Origin of the sequence: Janthinobacterium sp. RA13, from assembly GCF_000745325.1 — a bacterium.
In the GTDB taxonomy this organism is placed as follows: domain Bacteria; phylum Pseudomonadota; class Gammaproteobacteria; order Burkholderiales; family Burkholderiaceae_D; genus Janthinobacterium; species Janthinobacterium rivuli.
Window position 1 is genome coordinate 1,207,258 of the sequence record NZ_JQNP01000001.1, and the last position, 22,879, is coordinate 1,230,136.

Genomic DNA, 22,879 nt, shown 5'->3' on the forward strand with positions numbered 1-22,879 from the left:
TTCTTGACGGTGGTTGGCGAGCGCCTATTGTAAACGGGCCGCGTCCGCCATGCGCGTCCTGACGAGCTCGAGCCAGGCACGCGCGGCAAACGACAGCCGCCCTCCCCGGCGCCAGGCCAGCATCAGATTCCACTCCACGGGCGGACCGTCCAGGGGAATGACGGCAAATTTCGCTTGATCCAGCGTGTCGCAATACATCTTCGGCAGCAGGCAGATGCCCACGCCCAGCTGTACCAGCGAGGCGATAAAATCCCACTGCCCGCTGCGGCCCGTGATGCGCGGCGCGAAGCCGGCCCGCTGGCAAGCATCGAGCACGATGTCGTTCAGGGCGAAAGCGGCGCCATAGAAAATGAAGGGACTGTCGGCCAGCTCGGCCAGGGCGACGGAAGCGCGTCCCTGCCACGCAGAAGCGGGCGCGGCCAGCAGGCACAGCGGCGAGCGCACGAGGGGCAAGGCTTCGAAATCTTGCCAGGTGGCCGCATTGCCCGGGTAGTCGAGCATGGTGCCCAGTTCCACCGTGCCCGTGCGCAAGTCGCGCTCGATCGCCTGCGTGCCGCTTTCATACATCTTCAGCTCGATGCCGGGATAGCGCTGGTGGTATTCGGCCAGCCACGGCGCCAGGGTCGAATGGGTTTGCGGCGACACGCCGACTCTCAGCTCTCCCCGCTCCAGCTGTTGCAGGTCGCGCAACTCCACTTTTAATTCCGCGTGCAGGGCCAGCAACTCATGCGCGCGCGCCAGCACTACCTGGCCCGCGTCCGTCAGGGTAAAGCGCTTGCCCGCGCGGTCGAGCAAGGCCAGGTCCAGCGACTGTTCCAGCTGGGCGACCATCTTGCTGACGGTGGGTTGCGTCACATGCAGCCTGGCGGCCGCGCGCGTAAAACTGGCTTGCTCGACCACTTCGACGAAGTAGCGCAAGGAGCGGATATCCATGATGCATTCCAATATCGAATGATAATCATGAGTTTAAGTCATTTTATCTTTTGATGCGGGATCCCTACAATGAAAACTTCCCCCTGCCGCGAGAAAGCCCGCCGTGAAAGCCGTCCCTTATTCCACCACCGCCCCACTTTCCGTCCCCGTTTGGCGCCAGCCTGCGCAGACCGTGTGGCAAGTGGGCGTGCTGATCGCCGCCTGGTGGCTGTCCGATGCGGCCGCTTCCGCCTTGCACTTGCCGTTTTCCGGCGGCGTCGTCGGCCTGTTCGTGCTGGTGGCACTGTTGCTGGCCGGCTGGGTACGGCCCGCCGCCATCGAACTGGGCGCGAACTGGCTGCTGGCCAACATGCTGCTGTTCTTCATTCCGCTGGTCGTGTCCGTGGTGCAATTTACGCAGCTGCTGAAGTCACAGGGCTTGATGCTGTTCGTGAATATCGGCCTGGGCTTTGCCAGCGTGATGCTGGTCACGGCGTTCACCGTGGAATGGGTCTGCCGCTATGAGCGCAAGTTGCGCCTGCAAAAGTTGCTGCGCCAGCGCACAGCCAAGGCGCAAGCATGAACACCGTGCTCCTGTCCCTGCTGTTTTTGCTGCTGACCCTGGTGCTGTTCTACGCCAACCAGGCGCTGCACCGCCGCCATCCCCACTTCCTGCTCACGCCCGCCATTTGCACCTCGGCAATACTCATCGTCATCGTGCAGGCGACCTCGACGCCGTTCGCCACGTATTTCGGCGAAACGCTCTGGCTGCCGTGGCTGCTGGGGCCGGCCACCATCGCGTTTGCGCTGCCCATCTTCCAGGAGCGCAAGCTGATCCGCAAACACTGGCTGGCCCTGTCGCTGGGCAGCTGCGCCGGCATTGTCGCCTCGGTCGCCGCCACCCTGCTGCTGGACCGCTTGCTGGGGGTGCACGGCGACATGGCGCGCAGCCTGCTGGCCCGCTCCGTGTCGACGCCGTTCGCGCTGGAAGCGTCGCGCCGCATGGGCGGCTCGGCCCAGCTGACGGGCATTTTCGTGGTGATGACGGGCTTGTTCGGCCTGCTGCTGGGCAAACCGCTGCTGAAACTGCTGCCCTTACGCATGCGCATCGCCCGTGGCGCCCCGTATGGCGCGGCCGCGCACGGTTTTGGCTTGTCCGTGGCGCGCCGGGTGGGCACGGAAGAAGGCGCCGTGGCCAGCCTGACGATGATTTTTTCGGGCGTCGTGACGGTGCTGCTGGCGCCGCTGCTGGGGCGCTTGCTCGCTTAACGTTCCCTCGGCGCGATTGCGGCAGGTCAAAACGGCAAGCGCGGGTTGGGCGATAGTGGGCGGAGTTTCGTTCGCCCACCATCCCGGAAACCCTATGGCAAGCACATCCAATCCAGGGCCGCAAGCCTTGCAAGTCGACTATTTTTCCGCCAGCGACCAGTTCCTGTTCACGCAGACGGCCGCCGATCTGCTGGAGCAGCAAGCCAATCTCGACCTTGACGCGCAAGTCGATGCCGGCCTGGCCTATCAGGTCAGCCAGTTCCAGTCACAAATGAAGAACCGGGCGATGACCGCCGGCGACCGCATCCTGCCCGCCTACATCGGTCTGCTGAGCCAGGCGACGGCCTTTGCCGCGCTATGGGACGCCGCCTACCAGTTGCAACGGCCCCGGCTGGCGCAAGCGGCGCAGGATGGCGCCGCGCGCGCCGACATCGCGCAGGTCTACCGGCAACTGGCGGTGCAATCGGGACACATTAACCAGCAAGCCCAGGCGCTGTCGGGCGACATGCGCGTCATCGCCGGCGAACTGGCGCCGCTCAACGCGGGCTTCAACACGGCGCTGTCGGCCACCATCGCCGCTCTGGGCGCCGCTGCCAGCGCATCATCGGCCAGCATCGACCAGCTGAAAGCCGCCATCAACACGAATATCGCCGATATCGTCGCCGGCGCCAACAAAACGGGCGCTGCCGTCACGGAATTGATCGTCAAGACCATGACCACCATCAGCGACGCCCAGAGTGATGGAAAGTCCGCGCCATCGGGCGACTTCGTGGTGCAAGGCATCGATGCGGCGGAACAGGGCGTGGCCGAAACGGCGCAGGCCCGCACGGCCCTGAACGCCAACAATGCCCTGCTGGCCAGCGCCTACCAGCAGCTGGCCGACGCCGATGCGCTGGTAGCCGTGGCCAAGGTGGTGCAGGTGCAGAACAGCCAGTTCACCAGCGCGTTCAACAGCGCACTCGATACGGCCCAGGTGCTGGCCGAGGACTGGGGCCAGTCGCCGCAGGCGCCGCCAGCGACGGGCGTCAGCGCCGGCCTGGCCGCCTTTGCCGACGCCGTCGCCGGCATGGCCAGCGATGCCGACGCCGAGACGCTGGGCGGGCAGCTCGATTACGCCAACACGGCGTGGCAGCTGCTGGCCGCCAGTCTGGCGCCGCTGGAGCAAACCATGACAGGCGCGTCCTGAACGGTGCGCCACCGCTTGTCCCCACAACGATCCATCCGAGGAGCCGCGCATGTCGAATCAAAACCAGGCAGCACAAGGCATCAGCACCGCCAACAAAGCGCAATGTTCACAAGCGCTGCTGATACAAACCTACGCCAACAGCATCAACGAGCAGCCCAGCGTGGATTTTTCGGGCGACGCCAATTTGCTGAAATACCAGTCGCAAATCAACGATGGCCTGGGTCAGGCGCAAACCCACGCCACCGCCTACCTGAATGTCATCCAGCCCACGATCATTGCCAACATCGCCAATATCGGCAATTACTATGCGCTCAACAATGCCGTGCTGACGGCCTTGCCTACCGGCTCGACCGAGGCGCAATGGATCGCCACCCTGACGGCGCTGCAACAGCAATCTCAGCAATACCAGACAGCCGCGAATGGCGTCGTCAGCGCACTGCAGACCTTGCACGACAACCTGACCACGGATTCCGCCTCGTTCTCCACCACCGTCAGCGACCTGAACGCGGCCGTGAATGGCGACAATGGCGTGCTCAGCTCCATCAACAGCCAGCTCGGCACCATCCAGGGCCAGATCGACGGCGCCATTGCCGGCACCGTGCTGAGCGGCCTGGCCATCGTGGGCGGCACCTTCATGGTCGTCGTCGGGGGCGTGGCCGATTTCGTCACGGCAGGCACGTCGACGCCGCTGGTGGTGGCCGGTGTTGCCGTCGTGGCCGCCGGCATAGGCGGCGAAGTGGCCTCGGCCATCACCCTGAAAAACCTGAACGATGAAAAGGCGACCCTGCTGGGACAGGAAGCGTCGCTGACGGCCGAAGTCAAGCTGTCCACCGGCATCAGCAGCGGCTATGCCAGCCTGTCGAACCAGGTGCAGGCAGCCGTGCAATCGGCCACGCAGATGGAAAACGCGTGGGAATTTCTCAGCAGCGACTTGGGCAGCCTGATCAGCGATCTGCAGCAAGGCATACAAAACACGGACACCATCCGCAGCCTGTTCCTGACGGCCGCCAACACGGAAATGCAAGCCGTCACTACGGACATCACCACCATCAAGGGTCAGATGACGGGCGTTACCAGCATCGTCGCGCCCAAGGGCCAGACGGTGGGCGAAGCGGCCGTCGCCGCAGCGGCGTGAGCGCCATGGCCGGCCTGCTGACGCAAACCCTCGCCAACCTGCTGGCCGCGCAGCAGCGGATCGCGGCCCTCGGTGGCTTGCCGCCAGCCGCCCAGCAGATACAGGCAGGATGCAATGCCCTGATCCTGCCCATGCTGGCGCAAACGCACGCGTTGCAGCAGGCTGTTGCCGCCTTCGTCCAGACGGCAACGCCGCAACTGGCGCAAGTACAAAGCATGCTCTCGGCGCAGGCGCCGCTGCCTGACATCAAGGCGGCCATGTCGGCCCTGCAGCAGCAGGCACAGCAGCTGCAAGGCACAGCCAACGCAACGGCCGGCACGCTGACGGCGCAAACGGCGCAATTGATGGGCTATTTCAACCAGCTTGCCGGTGTCGAAGCGGGCCTGCAAAGCCAGGTGACAAGCTTGCAGGGGCAACTGGGCGACGCGCAAAGCGAACTCGATGCGGCGCAAAAGCGCTATTACTATCTGCTAGCGCTCGGTCCGTTCGGCCTGGTCGGCCTGGCCGTGGCCTTGGGCCTATACTTGAAATGGAAATCCGATGTCAGCGACCTGCAAAGCCAGATCGGCGGCTTGAACGGCCAGATCGGCGCCTTCAATGGCATGAAGGCGGCGTGCCAGCAGCTGGGCACGGATTGCCAGGGCCTCGCCAGCAGCATTTCAGGCGTGCGCAATGCCGTCAATTTCCTCGTCAGCGATTTGCTCGAGGTCAGCGGCGACCTGGACGCGGGCGACGCCGCGGTCGTCATTGCCTTGATGGCGACGGCCGCCAGCACGGAACTGGTCGCCCTGGGCACGGATGCCGCTTGAACCGCCTGGCATCCATTGCTTGCAGGGACTGACGGCACGGGCGTTTATCGGGGATAATACGTCTTTCCCCTTGCCAGCACCCGCGCCACGATGAAATACCCCGCAGTTCAGCCTTTCAGCGATATCCTGCCCCGCTTGAGCGAGTTCGATGCCATCATCGATGTGCGCAGCCCGTCCGAGTTCGCGGAAGACCATTTGCCGGGCGCCATCAACCTGCCCGTGCTGGACGACGAGCAGCGCGTGCGTGTCGGCACCTTGTATAAGCAGACGAGCGCCTTCGAAGCGAAGAAGCTGGGCGCGGCGCTGGTGGCGAAAAATATCGCGCGGCATATCGAAGAGGGTTTGCTCGGTCACCCGCAGCATTGGAAGCCGCTCGTCTACTGCTGGCGCGGCGGCAACCGCAGCGGCGCCATGGCGCACATCCTGGCGCGCATCGGCTGGCCCGTCACGCAGCTCGAGGGCGGCTACAAGGATTACCGGCGCCACGTGAACGCCGAGCTGGCCACCCTGCCCGAGCCCTTCGACTTCATCAACGTGCTGTGCGGTCCCACGGGCAGCGGCAAGAGCCGCTTGCTGCAAGTGCTGGACAGCCAAGGCGCGCAAGTGATCGACCTGGAGCAGTTGGCGGCCCACCGCGGTTCCGTGCTGGGCGGCTTGCCCGAGGAAGACCAGCCATCGCAAAAAGCGTTTGAAAGCGCGCTGTGGCAGCAACTGCGCACTTTCGACCCGGCACTGCCCGTCTTCATCGAATCGGAAAGCAAGAAAGTGGGCCGTTTGCGCGTGCCCGATGCGCTGATGGAAAAGATGCGCGCGGCCGCTTGTACGGACGTCCGGCTGGCAACAGACCAGCGCGTGCAATTGCTGATGCAGGACTATGACCATTTCGTCGGCGACCCGGCGCGCCTGAACGTGCAGCTGGCCCTGCTGACGCAGTTGCATGGCAAGGAGAAAATTACCCACTGGCAGCAACTGGCCACGTCTGGACGGATGGCCGAGCTGGTGGAAGAACTGCTGGTACAGCATTACGACCCCGTTTACCGGCAATCGATCGCCCGCAACTTCAGCCGCTATGCCCAGGCGACGCCGCTGGTCTTGCCCGATATTTCAGAACATGCCTTTGAGCAAGCCGCGCGCGCATTATGTGCTATCGTCGGAGACGGAAAGCAATGAACCCAAAGGCAGAATACCGGGGTCGGACCCTGAGGGTCCGACCCCAGATTTTGCGTCTGGGGTAAAAATGATCATAGCAGTACACAACATCAGCAGGAACTCCCATGTCAGATAGCGCAGTAACACCAAATACCCCCATCCGATTGACCGAATTTGCCCATGGCGGCGGCTGCGGCTGCAAAATTGCACCGGGCGTGCTGGCCGATATTTTAAAGGGCAGCGGCGGCTTTCCCCTGCCGAAGGAATTACTGGTCGGCATAGAAACCTCGGATGACGCGGCCGTCTACCAGCTCAACGACGAGCAGGCGCTGATCGCCACGACGGACTTCTTCATGCCCATCGTCGACGACCCGTTCGACTTCGGCCGCATCGCCGCCACCAATGCCATCTCCGACGTGTACGCCATGGGCGGCACGCCCATCATGGCCCTGGCTCTGGTCGGCATGCCGATCAACAAGCTGCCCGTGGAAACCATCGGCCTCATATTAAAAGGCGGAGAAACCATCTGCGCCCAGGCCGGCATCCCCATTGCGGGCGGCCACACCATCGACTCCGTCGAGCCGATCTATGGCCTCGTCGTGCTGGGCCTCGTGCACCCATCGCAGGTGAAACGCAACGCGGGCGCGCGCGTCGGCGACAAACTGGTATTGGGCAAGCCGATCGGCGTGGGCATCTTGTCGGCCGCGCTGAAGAAAAATGCGCTCGACACGGATGGCTACGCTTCCCTGATCGACAACACCACCAAATTGAATACCCCGGGCAAGAAGCTGGCCCTGGTCGATGGCGTGCATGCGCTGACGGACGTGACGGGCTTCGGCTTGCTGGGCCACACCCTGGAACTGGCGCGCGGCGCCAAGTTGCAGGCGCGCATCGCCATGGATTCCGTGCCGCTGCTGCCGCAAGTGCAGCAACTGGCGCACAACGGCAACATCACGGGCGCCTCCGGCCGCAACTGGCAAGGCTATGGCGCGCAAGTGGCGCTGGCCGACAGCCTGAGCGCCATCGACAAGGCGATTCTGACGGACCCGCAAACGGCCGGCCCCCTGCTGGTGGCCTGCGCGCCGGAAGCCGTCGAGCAAGTGCTGGCGATTTTCCGTGCCGAAGGTTTTGCCGACGCCGTCGTCATCGGCGAGATGCTGGAAGGCACAACCGGAGTTTCCGTCATCTAATGAACAATTTTTTTACAAAGGCACTCCCATGAGCACATTCTCAAAATTCCCCGCCATCCTGGCCACCGTCGCCGCTACCCTGGCCATCCACAGTGGCCTGGCGCAAGCGCAGCAAGTGTTGCGCGTATCCGCCATTCCCGACGAAGCGCCGACGGAATTGCAGCGCAAATTCAAGCCGCTGGGCAGCTACCTGGAGAAAAAGCTGGGCATGAAGGTGGAATTTACGCCTGTCACCGATTACGCGGCCTCCGTGGAAGGCTTGATCAATAACAAGCTCGACATGGTCTGGTTCGGCGGTTTTACTTTCGTGCAAGCCAACGTGCGCAGCGGCGGCAAGATCGTGCCGCTGGTGCAGCGTGAGGAAGACACGAAATTCCGCTCGGTGTTCGTGACCACCAGCAAGGACATCAATCAATTGTCGGACCTGAAAGGCAAGAATTTCACGTTTGGTTCGGAATCGTCGACCTCCGGTCACTTGATGCCACGCTACTACCTGCTGGCCGCCAAGATCAACCCGGACACGGACATGAAGCGCATCGCGTTCTCGGGTGCGCATGACGCCACCGTGGCGGCAGTGGCTGGTGGCAAGGTCGATGCGGGTACCTTGAATATCTCCGTGTGGGAAAAACTGGTCGAAGCGAAAAAGGTCGACCCAAGCAAGGTGCGCGTGTTCTACACGACACCAGGCTACTACGACTACAACTGGAGCGTGCGCGCCGACATGAACCCCGTCGTGCGCAAGAAGCTGACGGACGCCTTCCTGGCGCTCGATCCATCGACGGCCGAAGGCAAGGAAATCCTCGAACTGCAGCGCGCCACCAAGTTCATCCCGACCAAGGCCGAGAACTACAAGGATATCGAAGCGGCCGCGCGCGACGCGAAGTTGTTGAAGTAATTTTCGACAAGCAGCAGAAATCCGGGGTCAGACCCGCCGGGTCTGACCCCAGCCCTCATTTGCACCGACACATAGCATGACATTCCAACTTCACAAGGTCAGCGTCCACCACGCGGGCGCCGCCGGCAATGCGCTGGCCCTGCGCGAGCTGAGCCTGGACGTAGCCCAAGGTGAACAGATCGCCCTGATCGGTCCCTCCGGCGCCGGCAAGACCAGCTTGCTGCACACCTTGGCCTGCGCGCTGCGCCCGGCATCGGGCACATTGAACATCCTGGGCACTTCACCGTGGCAGATCGGCAGCGCCGAACGCCACCGCTTGCGCGCGCGCTTGTTCCTGGCGCCGCAAACGCCGCCGCTGCCGCCGCGCCAGCGCGTCGTCAACGCCGTGCTGGCGGGCCGCTTGCCGCAATGGAGCTTGTGGACGGCGATGCGTTCGCTGCTCGCGCCCGTCGACCCGCGCGCCGCGTGGGAAGCTTTAGGTAAATTCAACTTGCAGGACAAACTGTATGCAAGAGTCGACCGCCTGTCCGGCGGCGAACGCCAGCGCTGCGGCATGGCCCGCGCGCTCGTGTCGAACGCGCAAGTGTTCCTCGTCGACGAACCGCTGTCCGCGCTCGACCCCACTCTGGCCTTGCAGACGATCCATGTGCTGCAGGCCGAAGCGACGGCGCGCAACGCCACCCTGATCTGCAGCCTGCACCAGGTGGAAATCGCCCGCGCCTGCTTTACGCGCATCGTCGCCCTGCGCGATGGTCAGATCGTGTTCGATGCGCCCAGCAGCGAGGTCAGCGACGCCATGATCGCCGAGCTGTACCGCAACAAGGCCGATCCGGCGCCGCAGTTCGAGGCCGTGGAAATAAATCTGGACGCCGCGAGGCCCCTTTGCTGAACAGCCCCAACGCCGCCATGCCGCGCGACCCTGCCTGGCGCGGCCGCCTGACCATCACGGCCGTGGCGCTGCTCGTGCTATGGCCGATGCTGGTGCAGGCCGAATTCAAGCCGTGGATTTTATGGGATGCGCAAAGCCTGGCGGCCACCTGGCAGTTTATTGCCAGTTTCGTGCCGCCCGCGCACTCGCTGGAATTTTTGCAACTGGTGGCTGTGTCCAGCTGGGAAACCATCGCCATGGCCACGGCCGGCATGGCGCTGGCCATGCTGGGCGCCATCCCATTGACCCTGCTGGTGACGGAGCGGCTGTCGATTTCGCGCATCGGCTCTGGCCGAGTGTCGCCGCTGGCCGCCAGCGTGCGCCATTGCGTGCGTGCGCTGCTGGTGCTGCTGCGCAGCGTGCCGGAACTGGTCTGGGCTTTATTATTAGTGCGCATCGTCGGCCTGGGGCCGACGGCGGGCGTGATCGCCATTGCCCTCACCTATTGCGGCATGCTGGGCAAGGTCTACGCGGAAATCCTCGAATCGTCGGATGCGGCCGCCTGCAACGCCGTGCTCCACAATGGCAGCGGCCGCCTGAAAGCCTTGCTGTACGGCGCTTTGCCCGAATCGGCCGCCGAACTGGTGTCATATACGATTTACCGCTGGGAATGCGCGATCCGCGGCTCCGTCGTCATGGGCTTTGTTGGCGCGGGCGGCCTGGGCCAGCGCATGGATGAATCGATGAAAATGATGGCGGGCAATGAGCTGGCCACCATGCTGATGGTGTTCGTGCTGCTGGTGGCAGGCGCCGATGCCGTGTCCGCCATGCTGCGCCGGAGGCTGGCATGAAGCATCCGAATTTCGGCGCGATGCCCGCGCCTGCGCCCGTGCGCTGGTCGACCTGGGCCTTGCTGGCCGGTTTGCTGCTGCTGACCATCGCCAGCTTCGCCACCCTGCCCCTGAAATGGGGTGAATTCTTCAGCGCCGACGCCGTGCGCACGAGCGCCGACTTCCTGCACGGCTTCGCCCCGCCCGAGCTGGCCAGCCCCTTCCTGATGAAAGTCGGCATCGCCACGTTTGAAACCCTGGCCATGTCGGCCATCGGCACGGTCATCGCGGCAATATTGGGGGCCCTGCTGGCCCTGCCCGCCAGCGGCCGCTTTGGTTCCTTGGCGCGCAACGCCACGCGCGCGGTACTCAACGTGCTGCGTTCGGTCCCGGAGCTGGTGTGGGCTTCGATTTTGCTGATCGCCGCCGGCCTGGGCCCGTTTGCAGGCACCCTGGCGCTGGCGCTGCACACGGTAGGCGTGCTGGGCCGTTTGTTTGCCGACGCGTTTGAAAATTGCCCGCCCTTGCCGGCCGCCACCTTGCGCATCAATGGCGCACGGCCCGCCGTGGCTTTCCTGTATGCCACCTTGCCGCAGTGCAGCCCGCAGATGATGTCCTACACCCTGTACCGCTGGGAAAACAATATCCGCGCCGCTGCCATCCTCGGCGTCGTCGGTGCGGGCGGCCTGGGGCAGATGCTGAAATACCATCTGTCGCTGTTCCAGATGCAGAACGCCGCTACAGTCATCGTCGCCATGCTGCTGATGGTGGCCGCCGTCGATGGCCTCAGCTACCTGCTGCGCCGCGCCATGACCCGTTAACTTTCACTTTTCACAAGGACAAGCCATGTCAGGCTGGTGGACCATTATCTCGACAGAAACGCCGGAGCAAATGGCCGATATGACGAAAGTCAACAAGGATGCATTTCTCGCCACGTGGGAAGCGGGCCTGTTCGGTGCGGACTGGATCGCGCAACTATGCCAGCAAGGCAAGGCGACCCAGCTGGCCTTCAACGGCTTTCCCAACCGCTACACGGCGCTGGCGAACGTCGTCGTGCCGCTGCTGCAGGCGGGCATCGCCGAAGCGCAGGATGGCGAATTTCCGCAAGGCCAGCTGACGGGCTGGCCCGGCTGCATTACCGTGCACCAGAACCGCATTGCCGCATGTGAACCCGGTCAACTGCTGACCATCGAAGTGTGGGACCAGTCCTGAGTGGCACCCGATAAATACGAACGGGGAGCCGGCACGGCAGCGATGCTGTTAATATCGCCAATGACCGCTATGACTGACCTTGTCGCCTGAGGAATCCTGAAGATTTGAACAATATTCTCATCCGCCCCACCACCGCCAGCGACTGGCCCGCCCTGAAAGCCGCGCGCCTGGCCGCCCTGCTCGACGCCCCCACGGCCTTTGGCGCCAGCCATGCCAGCGCGGCCGGTTTTTCCGATGCCGACTGGCAGCAGCGTGCCGTCAGCACGCCGCAGCGCACCTTTTTCCTCGCCTTTGATGGAGAGCAGCCCATCGGTCTGGCCGCGCAAGTGGTGGCCGGCAATGGCGAGTGCCATCTGATCGCCATGTGGGTGCATCGCGAATATCGGGGCCTGGCCGTGGCGCAGGGCTTGGTCGACGCCGTGAAACAATGCGCCGTGAACAATGGCCATGCTCGCCTGGTGCTCGACGTGGCGCCGGAAAATGCGCGCGCGGCCGCGTTTTATCAGAAACAGGGCTTTGTCTTTTTGCCGGAATGGGAAGCGCTGGAAAGCCATCCGCATATCCAGGTGCAGAAAATGGAATGGCGGGAGCCTGCCTAGACATTAACAATGGAAAGAGGAAACGCGATGCGACGATCTATTGCAACAGTCCTGCTATTCATAAGCGCCCTTGCCGGCAAGGCGAACGCTGGCAATATTCCACAGATCGTTCTTGAATATGCCCATGCGTTTGCGCAAACACAGGCGGCGGACAAGCAAGCATCCACGCCGCCAGCCGAATATGCGCAGTGGTTCTTTCAAGGCTTGACTCATCCATACGGTGGAATTCTCACGCAATCAGACGTCATGCGTGATGCCTACACGAATGGTCAACGCTATTGGCGCGACCATCCATCCGAACGGGCCAATATCATGGCAGGCTATGGCTACCGTACCATCGAACGCGATGGCGTCTGGTCACGAGGCTTTGAAAAGAGCATGTTCCAGCCGGCCCAGCTTGACCCTGGTGACGCCGGCCCATGGTGGCTAAATTCCTTCGGCAGTGTTGCATGGCGGGACGTTGGCCTGGTGGCGCCCAATTCAGCCTATGAGCAGCCGCTTGTGCATATTGTCGCTTATCTCAGTCCCAAAGGTCATTATGGCCATCTGGGCGCCTATGAGCACGAGGCATTGGTCATTTCGGGCACCGCCATTAAAGCCGCAGATCATTGATGGCGAATCCGGAAAACAGCGATTTCAGGCACTCCATTCATCCCGATTGACATCCTGTCTTAAAAACCACCTGGCGCCTGTGTTTTTTTCTACACTCTGCCAAGCTGGGATTACGATTACTTGGGAGTCAAATGAACAGGATGAATATGCGTGCAATAGCTGGTCTTCTGCTGTGTTTATGCGTCGCCGCGGTCCAGGCCCGGGAGGAAACGGCGCAGGCCGTGGAGCCAGCCAATCTGGAGGCGGCGGCGTCCGTCAATGTCAAAGGCATCCGGGATCCGGACTGGAAGCCCTACAGTGCCATGCTCAAGGGCATCAAACGCTTCGAGGAAAAACATGGTCTGGCGCCTGGCGCGCAACTGCGCTTCATTCTGGAGCCACGCCGCGCCGACGTCGACATGCACGCCATCGCCCTGCGGCTGGAAAGCGACGAGGCGGGGATGGCGATCCCGCTGAACGAGCGCAATATCTTCGTTTTACCCGTCGAGCAGGGTCCGCTGTATGAAAAGGCCGAGCTGAGCGTGAACCGCAAGGCTGGCTCGGTCCGGTGGATACCCTACGTCAGGAGCGCGGCCACCAGCGACACCATCCGCCGCCTGGGCGACCTGCGGCTGGCGTGCGAAGTGCATTGGGCCATCGACAAGGACACCTTGCCTTTTGCCATGCGCACGGCGATGGGCGCGCTGGGCGGTCCCTGCAACTTCGTGTCGCAAAAGGGAACCTACAGCTTTTCCGAACCACGGCGCATCACGGCCGCGACGATCAGCTACAACGGCAAAAGCGCGCCCGTGCCCTTCAGTGGCGCGTCGTTCACGCCGCCGTTGCGGGAACAGGACTGGAGCGATGACAGCGTTGTCGAGCTGACGTTCGACGACACCCAAACTGCGCGGTGACTATTTCACCCGCTGCTTTTCCAGCTTGCGCGCCAGGGTTCGCCGGTGCATGCCCAACCGGCGGGCCGTTTCCGAAATATTAAAATCCGTCTCGGCCAGCATTTCGTGGATGCGTTCCCATTCCAGGGTCTTGATGTTGGTGGCGCGGTTGGTCAGTTCGATGTCGGCGTTGCCGGCCACATGGCCGAAGGCCGCTTCGATGTCGTCCGTGTTCGACGGCTTGGCCAGATACTGGCAGGCGCCCAGCTTGATCGCTTCGACGGCCGTGCCGATGCTGGCATAGCCGGTCAGCACGACGATCAGCATGTCCGGGTCGTGCTGGTGCAGCATCTGCACGCAAGCCAGACCTGAAGTATTGCCATTGAGTTTCAGATCGACGACGGCGTAGTCGGGGCAATGCTGCTCCAGCAAGGCGCTCGCTTCGTCGAAATTGGTGGCCAGGATGACCTGGTAGCCGCGCCGCTCGAACGAGCGGCCCAGGGTGCGGGCAAACGCGGCGTCGTCTTCCACGATCAGTAACAGACGGTCATCCTGCATGGTGGTCGCTTTCTCTTTCCAGTTTGATGGCGGCCAGCGGCAAGGCCAGGTGCACCACCGCCCCGCCCTGCACCCGGTTGCGTGCCGTCACCGTGCCGCCCAGGGTACGCGCGACATTGACCACCAGGAACAAACCGAGGCCGCCGCCGGGCTTGCCCTTGCTGCTTTGATACGGCTTGCCCAGGTGCGTCAGCATCGACGGCTCGAAGCCGGGGCCAGCATCGGTAATGACCAGGTGCAAGGCATCCGCTTCGCGCGTCGCTTCGAAACGCAGCCACTCGGGCGACGCTTCCAGCGCATTGTCGAGCACGTTGCAAATGGTTTGCTTCAGGGTCGAATCGAAGACGACGGGCACGTCGTGCTCGATGCGGTTATCGTACTCGAAACCCTGGATCGGGCGGCTGGTGCGCCACTCGTCGACCAGGTCGTTGAGGAAGGTATTGATCGTCGTTTTTACGGAAGATTCCCCGCGCGCCTCGCCCGCCGACAATAAAATGCCGCTGACGATGCTCTTGCAGCGCTGCAACTGGGCCTGCATTTCCGTGATTTCTTCCAGCAATTCGCTGTTCTTGCTCAGTTCCGGCATGCGGCGCCAGTCGCCGAGGATGACGGACAGGGTCGCCAGCGGCGTGCCCAGCTCGTGCGCGGCGCCCGAAGCCAGCAAGCCCATGCGGATGATGTGCTCTTCTTCCGCCGCGCGCTGGCGCAAGTCCGCCACCTTGGCGTCGCCGGCGCGCTGGTTGCGGTTGATGCGCGTGATGAATACCACCAGCAAGGCGGCGTTCAGGATGAAACAGATCAGCAAGCCCTGCACGTACAGGCTGGAAAAGCCCCGCTCGGGGTCGATCGGCAGAATCAGGGGGCCGGGCAACAAGGCCAGGCCGGCCAGGCACAGGCTGGTGATGGCCACCATGATCCAGGTCGACCACACTTCCAGCAGCACGGCGCTGAGGATGACTTGCAATAAGTACAGGAAGGCAAACGGGTTGCTGATGCCGCCGCTCAGGTAGAGCTGGGCCGTCAGCACGGTGACGTCGACCAGCAGAGCGAGGAACAGAGCCGTGTTGGAAACGGGCTGGCGTTCGTGCCAGCGCAAGAGGCTGGCAAGATTAAAAGCGATGAGGCAGGACAGCACTTCGAGCATGTAAGGCACGGGCAAGGCGATGCCCAGTCCCACGCCCACGCCGAAGATCGTGCTGATCTGGCCGATCACGGCCAGCCAGCGCAGCTGGATCAGCAACTTCATGTTCTGGTGGCCGGCCGGATGTTCCATCTCGGCCGCCACCGCACCGCGTTCTAGTACCTCGCGGTTGGGCAGGATCTCAATCCTGCCCGGCATGGTCACTCTCTTGCGTGCCGGCACTACGGCGCGCGCGGCGGCGCTTGTCTTCGCGCACGAGCCACCACGTGATGCCGGCCACCATCAGGGCCAGCGCAAACCACGTCAAGGCGTACACGAGGTGGTTGTTGTGGAAGGAAATCACGGTCAGGCCGCCGACGGGTGCATCAACGGCCGTTTCCGATTTGGCCTTCGCATCGACAAAATACGGCGCCACATTGCTCAGCATGTGCGAGGCGCCGATGGCGGCCACGTCGCGCGAATACCAGTGCTGCGTGGCAGGACTGTTTTCGCGCAGGAAACCGCCGCCCGTCTCGCTGACGCGCAGCAAGCCGTCGACGTGGACGATACCGGCCGGCGTGCTGGCGGCGATGCCTTCCCGTTTCGGCACGAAGCCGCGGTTGACCAGCACGGTGCTGCCATCGGCCAGACGCAAGGGCGTCATCAGCCAGTAACCGCTGCCCAGTGCCGTCGTTGCTTGCACCAGGGTATTGAAAATGGGGAGATAGGTACCGGAGAGTCGCACATGGCGGTATTCATCCGTTTGCTGCGTGATGCTGGCCCAGGCTGCGGGTCCAGGTGCGTCCGTTGCGGGCGCATGTACGCGTTGTTCGACGCGCTCGATCAGGTCAAGCTTCCAGAACAGACGCTTGACTTGCCAGGTGCCCAGGGCACAGAAACCGGCAAACAAGATCCCCGCCAGCAAGGCCAATGCAATTTTTGAATAATGCACGACCATGCCGCGTGGGCCTGGCGCGGCATCTTGCGATGCGGCGCCAGGGGCGCGCCCGGTGTTGCTTGGGCGCGTATTACTCATCATGGAGCCGTTTTCGTATGCATGTACTCAGGCATCAGATCCGGCATCATGTTGTGGTTCATGTGGTACATGACCCACAGGGAACCGGCCATGGCGATGCCCACGATCATGATCGTGAAGATCAGCGCCATCATGTTCCAGCCGCCTTCGGACTTGGTGTTCATGTGCAGGAAGTACACCATGTGCACCACGACTTGAACAGCCGCGAACGCCAGCAGGACCAGGCCCATGGTGCCCGAGTTGGTGATGGCTTTCGTCATCACCAGCCAGAACGGGATGGCCGTCAGGATCACCGACAGGATGAAACCGATCGTGTAGCTTTTCAGGCTGCCATGATCGTGGTTGTCATGGTGGTGGCTATCGCCGTGTGTGTGGTGGTCGCTCATGGCAGCACTCCCATCAGGTAGACAAAGGTGAAGACGCCAATCCAGATGACGTCCAGGAAGTGCCAGAACAGCGACAGGCACATCATGCGACGGCCGTTTTCCGGAGTCAGGCCATGCTTGTTCAACTGGAACATCAAGGTCACGAGCCAGATCACGCCAAACGTCACGTGCAAGCCGTGGGTGCCGACCAGTGCGAAGAACGACGACAGGAACGCGCTGCGCTGCGGACCGGCGCCTTCGTGGATCAGATGAATGAATTCATACATTTCCAGCGACAGGAAGGCCAGGCCGAACAGGCCCGTGATGCCCAGCCAGACCAGGGTGCTGCGCAATTGCTTGCGCTGCATGGCCAGCATGGCGAAGCCGTAGGTGATCGACGACAGCAGCAGCATGGCCGTGTTGACGGCCACCAGCGGCAGGTCGAACAGCGCGGCGCCCGTCGGGCCGTCCGCATAGCTGCGGCCGACCACGGCGTACGTGGCGAACAGACAGGCGAAGATCAGGCAATCGCTCATCAGGTAGAGCCAGAAACCCAGCAGGCTGCCGTTTTCCGGGTGGTGCTCGCGCACAAAGTAGCTGCGCGTGCTTGGTGCGGCGCCAGCGGCGCCGGTGTTATGGGCGATGGTATCAGACATGGCTGCTCAGCAATTTAGTATAAGCGTCTTCGGTACGGACCACTTCTTCCGCAGGAATGTAGTAATCGCGCTTGTAGTTAAAGGTATGGACGATGATGGTGACCATCATGATCACGAAGCCAATGCTGGCGACGAGCCACATTTGCCAGATCAGGCCAAAACCGACCAGTGCGCTCAGCGCGGCGATCACGAAACCAGCCCAGGTGTTCTTCGGCATGTGGATCTTCGTGAAACCGGATGTCGGACGCTGGTAACCGTGTTTCTTCATGTCAGTCCATGCATCGAGTTCGTGCACTTGTGGCGTGAAGGCGAAATTATAGTCTGGCGGTGGCGACGACGTCGACCATTCCAGCGTACGGCCACCCCATGGGTCACCGGTCACGTCGCGCAGGGCGTGACGGTTGCGGTAGCTGACGAAGAACTGGATCAGCATGGAAGCGATACCCAGTGCGATCGAGACGGCGCCAAACCAGGCGATGATGGTCCAGATTTGCAACGATGGATCTTCAAAGTGGTTGACACGACGGGTCACGCCCATCAGACCCAGCACGTACAGCGGCATGAAGGCCAGGTAGAAGCCGACGAACCAGAACCAGAACGAGCACTTGCCCCAGAACACGTCGAGCTTGTAACCGAAGGCTTTCGGGTACCAGTAGTTGATTGCAGCAAATACACCGAAGACCACGCCGCCGATAATCACGTTATGGAAGTGGGCGATCAGGAACAGGCTGTTGTGCAGCACGAAGTCCGCTGGTGGTACGGCCAGCAACACGCCGGTCATGCCGCCGATGGTGAAGGTGACCATGAAGCCGATCGTCCACAGCATAGGCAGTTCAAAGCGGATACGGCCGCGGTACATGGTAAACAACCAGTTGAAGATCTTCGCGCCCGTCGGGATCGAAATGATCATCGTCGTGATGCCGAAGAAGGAGTTGACGCTGGCGCCCGAACCCATGGTGAAGAAGTGATGCAGCCATACCAGGTACGACAGGATCATGATGACGCAGGTGGCGTACACCATCGAGGCGTAGCCGAACAGGCGCTTGCTGCTGAACGTGGCGACGACTTCCGAGAACACGCCGAACAGCGGCAGGATCAGGATGTAGACTTCCGGGTGACCCCAGATCCAGATCAGGTTGACGTACATCATGGCGTTGCCGCCCAGTTCCGTCGTGAAGAAGTTAAAGCCTGCAACGCGGTCCAGCGACAGCATGGCCAGCACCGCCGTCAGTACCGGGAAAGCGGCGACGATCAGGATGTTGGTGCACAGTGCGGTCCAGGTGAAGACGGGCATTTTCATCCAGGTCATGCCTGGCGCGCGCATCTTGACGATGGTGGCGATCAGGTTAACACCGGACAATAGCGTCCCGACCCCGGCAATCTGCAAGGACCAGATGTAATAGTCTACCCCCACGTCCGGACTGCCGACGATGCCCGACAGCGGTGGATACGCCAGCCAGCCTGTGCGGGCGAATTCGCCGACGAACAGCGAAGCCATGACCAGGGCGGCGCCCATGGTGGTCATCCAGAAGCTGAAGTTGTTCAGGAATGGGAAAGCCACGTCGCGCGCGCCGATTTGCAGCGGCACCACGTAGTTCATCAGACCCGTCACGAAAGGCATCGCGACGAAGAAGATCATGATCACGCCGTGGGCGGTGAAGATCTGGTCGTAGTGATGCGGTGGCAGGAAGCCGGCATTGTCGCCAAAGGCAACAGCCTGCTGGGTACGCATCATGAGCGCGTCGGCAAAGCCGCGCAGCAGCATGACGAGGCCCAGGATCATGTACATGATACCGATTTTTTTATGGTCGATACTGGTGATCCAGTCGCGCCACAGGGTACCCCAGACGCGGAAATACGTCAGTGCCGCAACGAGTGCGATACCGCCCAGGGCAACCATGGCAAAGGTCACCAGCAGGATAGGTTCGTGAAATGGAATTGCATCCCAAGTCAGACGGCCGAATATAAGCTTCGTCAGATCAATATGGTCTAGCATTGTTACTCTCAGAGAAAAAAGGGAGGCGCCAGGCAAACGGCGCCAGTATCTGCAGCGCAATGCGCTGCGGGATTCATGCAGTCGTTACTTGGCTTGAACGCCCTTTTCAACTACTGCATCGCTAGCGACTACTGCCGTTACGGCCGCTACCGGGCTATTTGCCATCGTCAATTTGTATGGCTCGACCGGCGTCACGCACAGGGCGTCGGAAACGATGGTGCGGTTCAGAATTGCCTTGTACAGATCGCTAGGTACGGCGCTGTAGCGGCGCACCGGATCGCGTTCGCTAGGCTGGGCCAGCGACAGGTAGTCGTCGCGGTTCAGCGCGCCGCCACCGGCACGTGCCGATGCCACCCATTTGTCGAAGTCCGCATCATTGACGCCATGGAACTTGAAGCGCATGCCCGAGAAACCGGCACCGCTGTAGTTGGCGGAGAAGCCTTTATAGACACCAGGCTTGTTGATGACGGCATTCAACTGCGTTTCCATGCCCGGCATGGCGTAGATCTGACCTGCCAGTGCGGGGATGAAGAACGAGTTCATGACGGACGAGGCGGTGATCTTGAAGCGGATCGGACGATCGACGGGCGCGTACAGTTCATTCACGGAAGCGATGCCTTGCTCCGGGTAGATGAACAGCCATTTCCAGTCCAGGGCCACGACTTCGACGATCATCGGCTTGTGGCTGGCAGGAATAGGACGGTTGGCGTCGATACGGCTCAATGGGCGGTATGGATCGAGGGTGTGGGTGCTGATCCAGGTCAGCAGGCCCAGCACGATAATGATCAGCAGGGGCGCGCCCCAGATAATCAGCTCGAGGCGAGTCGAGTGGTCCCAGTCCGGCTCGTATTTGGCCGCGGTGTTGTTTTTTCTATAGCGCCATGCGAAAAGCAGGGTCAGGGCGATTACCGGAACGATAATCAACAGCATCAGCAATGTCGAGATGACAATCAGATTGCCTTGCTGAACTGCGATGTCACCAGACGCATTCAGTACCACCGTATTGCAACCAGCCAACAATGCGAGAGGTAAAAGAAGCAGTCCGCGACGAACTTTTAATGAAAACATACAGGAAAGTCCAGTACAGGGGATGAAGATATGGTACTGTATTCTCACTGGAGCGCGTTGGCAATTGGACGTTTTGTCCACCCCCTTGCTCGGATTTTCACTCGGTGGTTGCGGAGTTTTCCTACAGCTATCTATTGAATAGTCCTACTCCGGGCGTGAGACACCCGGGGTATGTTACGCGTTGGCCGAACTCGAAACTATATTGGAGACGATCATCATGTCCAGCACGCGCATACACAGCGGGGATGTACCCGCCGACTTTTCCCCCCACTCCCTGCGCGACGCACGCGGGGCCGGCACGGTCGAATCGCATATCGACCCCGGTGAGATCGCCGTCGGCGTGATCATCGGCCGCGCTTCCGAATACTTTGACTTCTTTGTCTACGCCATCGCCTCGGTGCTGGTGTTTCCACGCGTCTTCTTCCCGTTTGAAGAACGCCTGGAAGGTACCTTATATGCATTCCTGATCTTTTCGTTCGCCTTCATCGCCCGTCCGTTCGGCACCGTGATCTTCATGGAGATCCAGCGCCGCATGGGACGCAGTGCCAAGCTGACGTTCGCCCTCTTCCTGCTGGGCGTGTCGACGGCCGGCATCGCCTTCCTGCCGACGTATTCGCACTTGGGCTTTGCCGCCATCATCTGGCTGTCCGTGCTGCGCATCGGCCAGGGCGTGGCCCTGGGCGGCTCGTGGGATGGCTTGCCGTCGCTGCTGGCCCTGAACGCGCCGGAAAACAAGCGCGGCTGGTACGCCATGCTGGGCCAGCTGGGCGCACCGGTCGGTTTCCTGATCGCCGCCGGCCTGTTCTGGTTCATGCTGACCACCCTGACGGATGAGGACTTCCTCGACTGGGGCTGGCGCTATCCTTTCTATGTGGCCTTCGCCATCAACGTGGTAGCCCTGTTTGCCCGCCTGCGCCTGGTGTCGACGAATGAATATGCGCGCCTGCTCGACGAACGCGAACTGCAGCCCGTGAGCGTGTTTGAAATGAGCCGCGGCCAGGGCCGCAACGTGCTGATCGGCGCCCTCGCCGCACTGGCCAGCTACGCCCTGTTCCACCTCGTCACCGTGTTCCCGCTGTCGTGGATTTCCGTCTACCAGACCCGTTCCGCATCCGACTTCCTGCAAGTGCAGATGCTGGGCGCCGTGCTGGCCGCCATCGGCGTCGTGATTTCCGGCGTGCTGGCCGATAAAGTGGGCCGCCGCACCACCCTGGGCGTACTGGCCGTGCTGATCGCCATCTTCAGCGCCTTCGTGCCAACCCTGATGGGTGGCGGCAACTTTGGCCAGGACGTCTTCATCCTCGTGGGTTTCAGCCTGCTGGGCCTGTCCTACGGCCAGGCCGCCGGCGCCGTGACGGCCAACTTCCCTGCCCGCTTCCGCTACACGGGCGCGGCCCTGACGTCCGACCTGGCCTGGCTGGTGGGCGCCGGCTTCGCTCCGCTGGTGGCGCTGGGCCTGTCGGCCAACTTCGGCCTCGCCTATGTCAGCTTCTACCTGCTGTCGGGCGCCGTCGCCTCGCTGGCTGCCCTGAGCCTGAACCGGGCGCTGGAAATTCGCGACTGACATATATTGAGAGGCAATCCGGGTGGCGGCGCGCCGTCACCCGGAACACCCCACGAAACGCCGGCACCGTCCGGCGTTTTTTCGTAGGTCAGCTTAGCCCGCAGGGCGTAAGCCGACAGGCGCGCCACGAAGATTGTCAGATTACGCTGCGCTAATCTGACCTACGCAACTAAAACCCGGCCCGGCGCGCAGTTTGAAAAAACGCCGGCATCGTCCCGCGTTTTTTCGTAGGTCGGCTTAGCCCGCAGGGCGTAAGCCGACAAGCACGCCACGAAGATTGTCAGATTACGCTGCACTAATCTGACCTACGCAGCTAGAACCCGGCCCGGCGCGCGGTTTGAAAAAACGCCGGCATCGTTCCGCGTTTTTTCGTAGGTCGGCTTAGCCCGCAGGGCGTAAGCCGACAGGCGCCGCCACGAAGATTGTCAGATTACGCTGCACTAATCTGACCTACGCAGCTAAACCCGATCCGGCTCACTGTATCGCCAGCTGCCGGCCGCCCGTGCCCTCCTTCTTCGGCAAGTCCAGCAGCAACACGCCATTTTCGTAGCGGGCCTGCGCGCCAGCCTCGTCCACTTCTTGCGGCAGCACGAAGCTGCGGTATTGCTGGCCGTACTCGCGCTCGCTGCGCACGGTCTTGCCTCCGCTATCGCGGGTCACCCTTTCATCCTTGAGTTCAGCGCTGATGGAGACGCGGTTGCCGTCGATGGACACCCTGATATCGTCCTTATTGACGCCTGGAATGTCCGCCTGCACCTGATACGCTTGCTCAGTTTCGGAAATGTCGACGCGCATGCGTGGCGAACCGCCATCGCGCAGGCGCAGGGCGGGCGCGAAAAAGTCGTGCATGAATTCTTCCATGTCGCTGAACGGGTCGAAACGTGCCAGCGGGTTTTGCGGATCGCGACGGATCAAATGATTAGCCATGATGTCCTCCTGCATGGTCTGGTTTGCACACAGTGGCCAGCCGCATGGGCG

At 62.0% G+C, this 22,879-nt stretch carries 25 protein-coding genes; 16 read left to right on the plus strand and 9 right to left on the minus strand.

Translation table 11 applies throughout. The annotated features are described in order from the left end of the window. Positions 1-24: 24 nt before the first annotated feature. A complete protein-coding gene (locus FG13_RS05095) occupies positions 25-933 on the minus strand; it encodes a LysR family transcriptional regulator (protein ID WP_035818986.1) in 909 nt (302 codons plus the stop codon). Positions 934-1,036: 103 nt separating this feature from the next. On the opposite strand from FG13_RS05095, the gene FG13_RS05100 reads away from it, so the two are divergent. The 15 genes from FG13_RS05100 to FG13_RS28770 all read left to right on the plus strand — a co-directional run bounded on the left by FG13_RS05100 (position 1,037) and on the right by FG13_RS28770 (position 13,559). After that, positions 1,037-1,495: a CidA/LrgA family protein gene (locus FG13_RS05100; protein WP_035818988.1), complete on the plus strand. Its 459-nt coding sequence runs from the start codon at positions 1,037-1,039 to the stop codon at positions 1,493-1,495. Next, the gene (locus FG13_RS05105; RefSeq protein ID WP_035818994.1) at positions 1,492-2,181 is read left to right on the plus strand and encodes an LrgB family protein; all 690 of its coding nucleotides are present in this window, start codon (positions 1,492-1,494) and stop codon (positions 2,179-2,181) included. The genes FG13_RS05100 and FG13_RS05105 overlap by 4 nt, the downstream gene beginning before the upstream one ends. 94 nt (positions 2,182-2,275) lie before the next feature. Next, complete coding sequence (locus FG13_RS05110; protein WP_035818995.1) at positions 2,276-3,367, plus strand: hypothetical protein; 1,092 nt, start codon at positions 2,276-2,278, stop codon at positions 3,365-3,367. A gap of 49 nt (positions 3,368-3,416) precedes the next feature. Continuing rightward, positions 3,417-4,502 (plus strand): HBL/NHE enterotoxin family protein, encoded by a 1,086-nt coding sequence (locus FG13_RS05115; protein WP_051958568.1) that lies wholly within the window; start codon positions 3,417-3,419, stop codon positions 4,500-4,502. Beyond that, positions 4,499-5,311 (plus strand): hypothetical protein, encoded by an 813-nt coding sequence (locus FG13_RS05120; RefSeq protein ID WP_152598689.1) that lies wholly within the window; start codon positions 4,499-4,501, stop codon positions 5,309-5,311. Before FG13_RS05115 ends, FG13_RS05120 begins: the two co-directional genes overlap by 4 nt. A gap of 90 nt (positions 5,312-5,401) precedes the next feature. Beyond that, the gene (gene mnmH / locus FG13_RS05125; RefSeq protein ID WP_035819001.1) at positions 5,402-6,481 is read left to right on the plus strand and encodes a tRNA 2-selenouridine(34) synthase MnmH; all 1,080 of its coding nucleotides are present in this window, start codon (positions 5,402-5,404) and stop codon (positions 6,479-6,481) included. Between the two features lie 104 nt (positions 6,482-6,585). Further along, the gene (gene selD / locus FG13_RS05130) at positions 6,586-7,650 is read left to right on the plus strand and encodes a selenide, water dikinase SelD (protein ID WP_035819004.1); all 1,065 of its coding nucleotides are present in this window, start codon (positions 6,586-6,588) and stop codon (positions 7,648-7,650) included. Between the two features lie 28 nt (positions 7,651-7,678). Continuing rightward, complete coding sequence (locus FG13_RS05135; RefSeq protein ID WP_035819008.1) at positions 7,679-8,545, plus strand: putative selenate ABC transporter substrate-binding protein; 867 nt, start codon at positions 7,679-7,681, stop codon at positions 8,543-8,545. A gap of 76 nt (positions 8,546-8,621) precedes the next feature. After that, positions 8,622-9,434, plus strand: coding sequence for a phosphonate ABC transporter ATP-binding protein (locus FG13_RS05140; RefSeq protein WP_035819010.1), 813 nt, complete (start codon positions 8,622-8,624; stop codon positions 9,432-9,434). A gap of 17 nt (positions 9,435-9,451) precedes the next feature. Next, the gene (locus FG13_RS05145; RefSeq protein ID WP_035827336.1) at positions 9,452-10,264 is read left to right on the plus strand and encodes a PhnE/PtxC family ABC transporter permease; all 813 of its coding nucleotides are present in this window, start codon (positions 9,452-9,454) and stop codon (positions 10,262-10,264) included. After that, complete coding sequence (phnE, locus tag FG13_RS05150; protein WP_035819012.1) at positions 10,261-11,064, plus strand: phosphonate ABC transporter, permease protein PhnE; 804 nt, start codon at positions 10,261-10,263, stop codon at positions 11,062-11,064. Before FG13_RS05145 ends, phnE begins: the two co-directional genes overlap by 4 nt. A 25-nt stretch (positions 11,065-11,089) precedes the next feature. Continuing rightward, positions 11,090-11,455, plus strand: coding sequence for a hypothetical protein (locus tag FG13_RS05155; RefSeq protein ID WP_035819014.1), 366 nt, complete (start codon positions 11,090-11,092; stop codon positions 11,453-11,455). Positions 11,456-11,559: 104 nt separating this feature from the next. Next, entirely contained in the window at positions 11,560-12,054 is a 495-nt protein-coding gene (locus FG13_RS05160) for a GNAT family N-acetyltransferase (RefSeq protein WP_081922446.1), read from the plus strand. Between the two features lie 27 nt (positions 12,055-12,081). After that, positions 12,082-12,666, plus strand: a complete 585-nt coding sequence (locus FG13_RS05165) for a hypothetical protein (protein ID WP_035819016.1) — start codon at positions 12,082-12,084, stop codon at positions 12,664-12,666. Positions 12,667-12,887: 221 nt separating this feature from the next. Further along, the gene (locus FG13_RS28770) at positions 12,888-13,559 is read left to right on the plus strand and encodes a hypothetical protein (RefSeq protein WP_051958571.1); all 672 of its coding nucleotides are present in this window, start codon (positions 12,888-12,890) and stop codon (positions 13,557-13,559) included. Here the strand turns inward: FG13_RS28770 and FG13_RS05175 are convergent, their stop codons facing one another. The 7 genes from FG13_RS05175 to cyoA all read right to left on the minus strand — a co-directional run bounded on the left by FG13_RS05175 (position 13,560) and on the right by cyoA (position 20,337). Continuing rightward, a complete protein-coding gene (locus FG13_RS05175; RefSeq protein WP_034748067.1) occupies positions 13,560-14,096 on the minus strand; it encodes a response regulator transcription factor in 537 nt (178 codons plus the stop codon). Further along, positions 14,086-15,435 carry an ATP-binding protein gene (locus FG13_RS05180; protein ID WP_034748064.1) on the minus strand — a complete coding sequence of 450 codons (1,350 nt, stop codon included), beginning with the start codon at positions 15,433-15,435 and terminating at the stop codon, positions 14,086-14,088. Before FG13_RS05180 ends, FG13_RS05175 begins: the two co-directional genes overlap by 11 nt. Beyond that, positions 15,419-16,255, minus strand: coding sequence for an SURF1 family protein (locus FG13_RS05185; RefSeq protein ID WP_035819020.1), 837 nt, complete (start codon positions 16,253-16,255; stop codon positions 15,419-15,421). Before FG13_RS05185 ends, FG13_RS05180 begins: the two co-directional genes overlap by 17 nt. Continuing rightward, positions 16,252-16,638, minus strand: a complete 387-nt coding sequence (cyoD, locus tag FG13_RS05190; RefSeq protein ID WP_034748058.1) for a cytochrome o ubiquinol oxidase subunit IV — start codon at positions 16,636-16,638, stop codon at positions 16,252-16,254. Before cyoD ends, FG13_RS05185 begins: the two co-directional genes overlap by 4 nt. After that, positions 16,635-17,273, minus strand: a complete 639-nt coding sequence (gene cyoC / locus FG13_RS05195) for a cytochrome o ubiquinol oxidase subunit III (RefSeq protein ID WP_034788486.1) — start codon at positions 17,271-17,273, stop codon at positions 16,635-16,637. Before cyoC ends, cyoD begins: the two co-directional genes overlap by 4 nt. After that, on the minus strand, positions 17,266-19,269 hold the full coding sequence (gene cyoB / locus FG13_RS05200; RefSeq protein ID WP_034748052.1) for a cytochrome o ubiquinol oxidase subunit I: 2,004 nt from the start codon (positions 19,267-19,269) through the stop codon (positions 17,266-17,268). The genes cyoC and cyoB overlap by 8 nt, the downstream gene beginning before the upstream one ends. Positions 19,270-19,353: 84 nt before the next feature. Continuing rightward, positions 19,354-20,337 carry a ubiquinol oxidase subunit II gene (gene cyoA / locus FG13_RS05205; RefSeq protein ID WP_071653323.1) on the minus strand — a complete coding sequence of 328 codons (984 nt, stop codon included), beginning with the start codon at positions 20,335-20,337 and terminating at the stop codon, positions 19,354-19,356. A 217-nt stretch (positions 20,338-20,554) separates the two neighbouring features. On the opposite strand from cyoA, the gene FG13_RS05210 reads away from it, so the two are divergent. Beyond that, complete coding sequence (locus FG13_RS05210) at positions 20,555-21,901, plus strand: MFS transporter (protein WP_035819021.1); 1,347 nt, start codon at positions 20,555-20,557, stop codon at positions 21,899-21,901. A gap of 474 nt (positions 21,902-22,375) precedes the next feature. Here FG13_RS05210 and FG13_RS05215 read toward each other — a convergent pair whose 3' ends face one another. Next, a complete protein-coding gene (locus FG13_RS05215) occupies positions 22,376-22,828 on the minus strand; it encodes an Hsp20/alpha crystallin family protein (protein ID WP_035827342.1) in 453 nt (150 codons plus the stop codon). Positions 22,829-22,879: the final 51 nt, after the last annotated feature.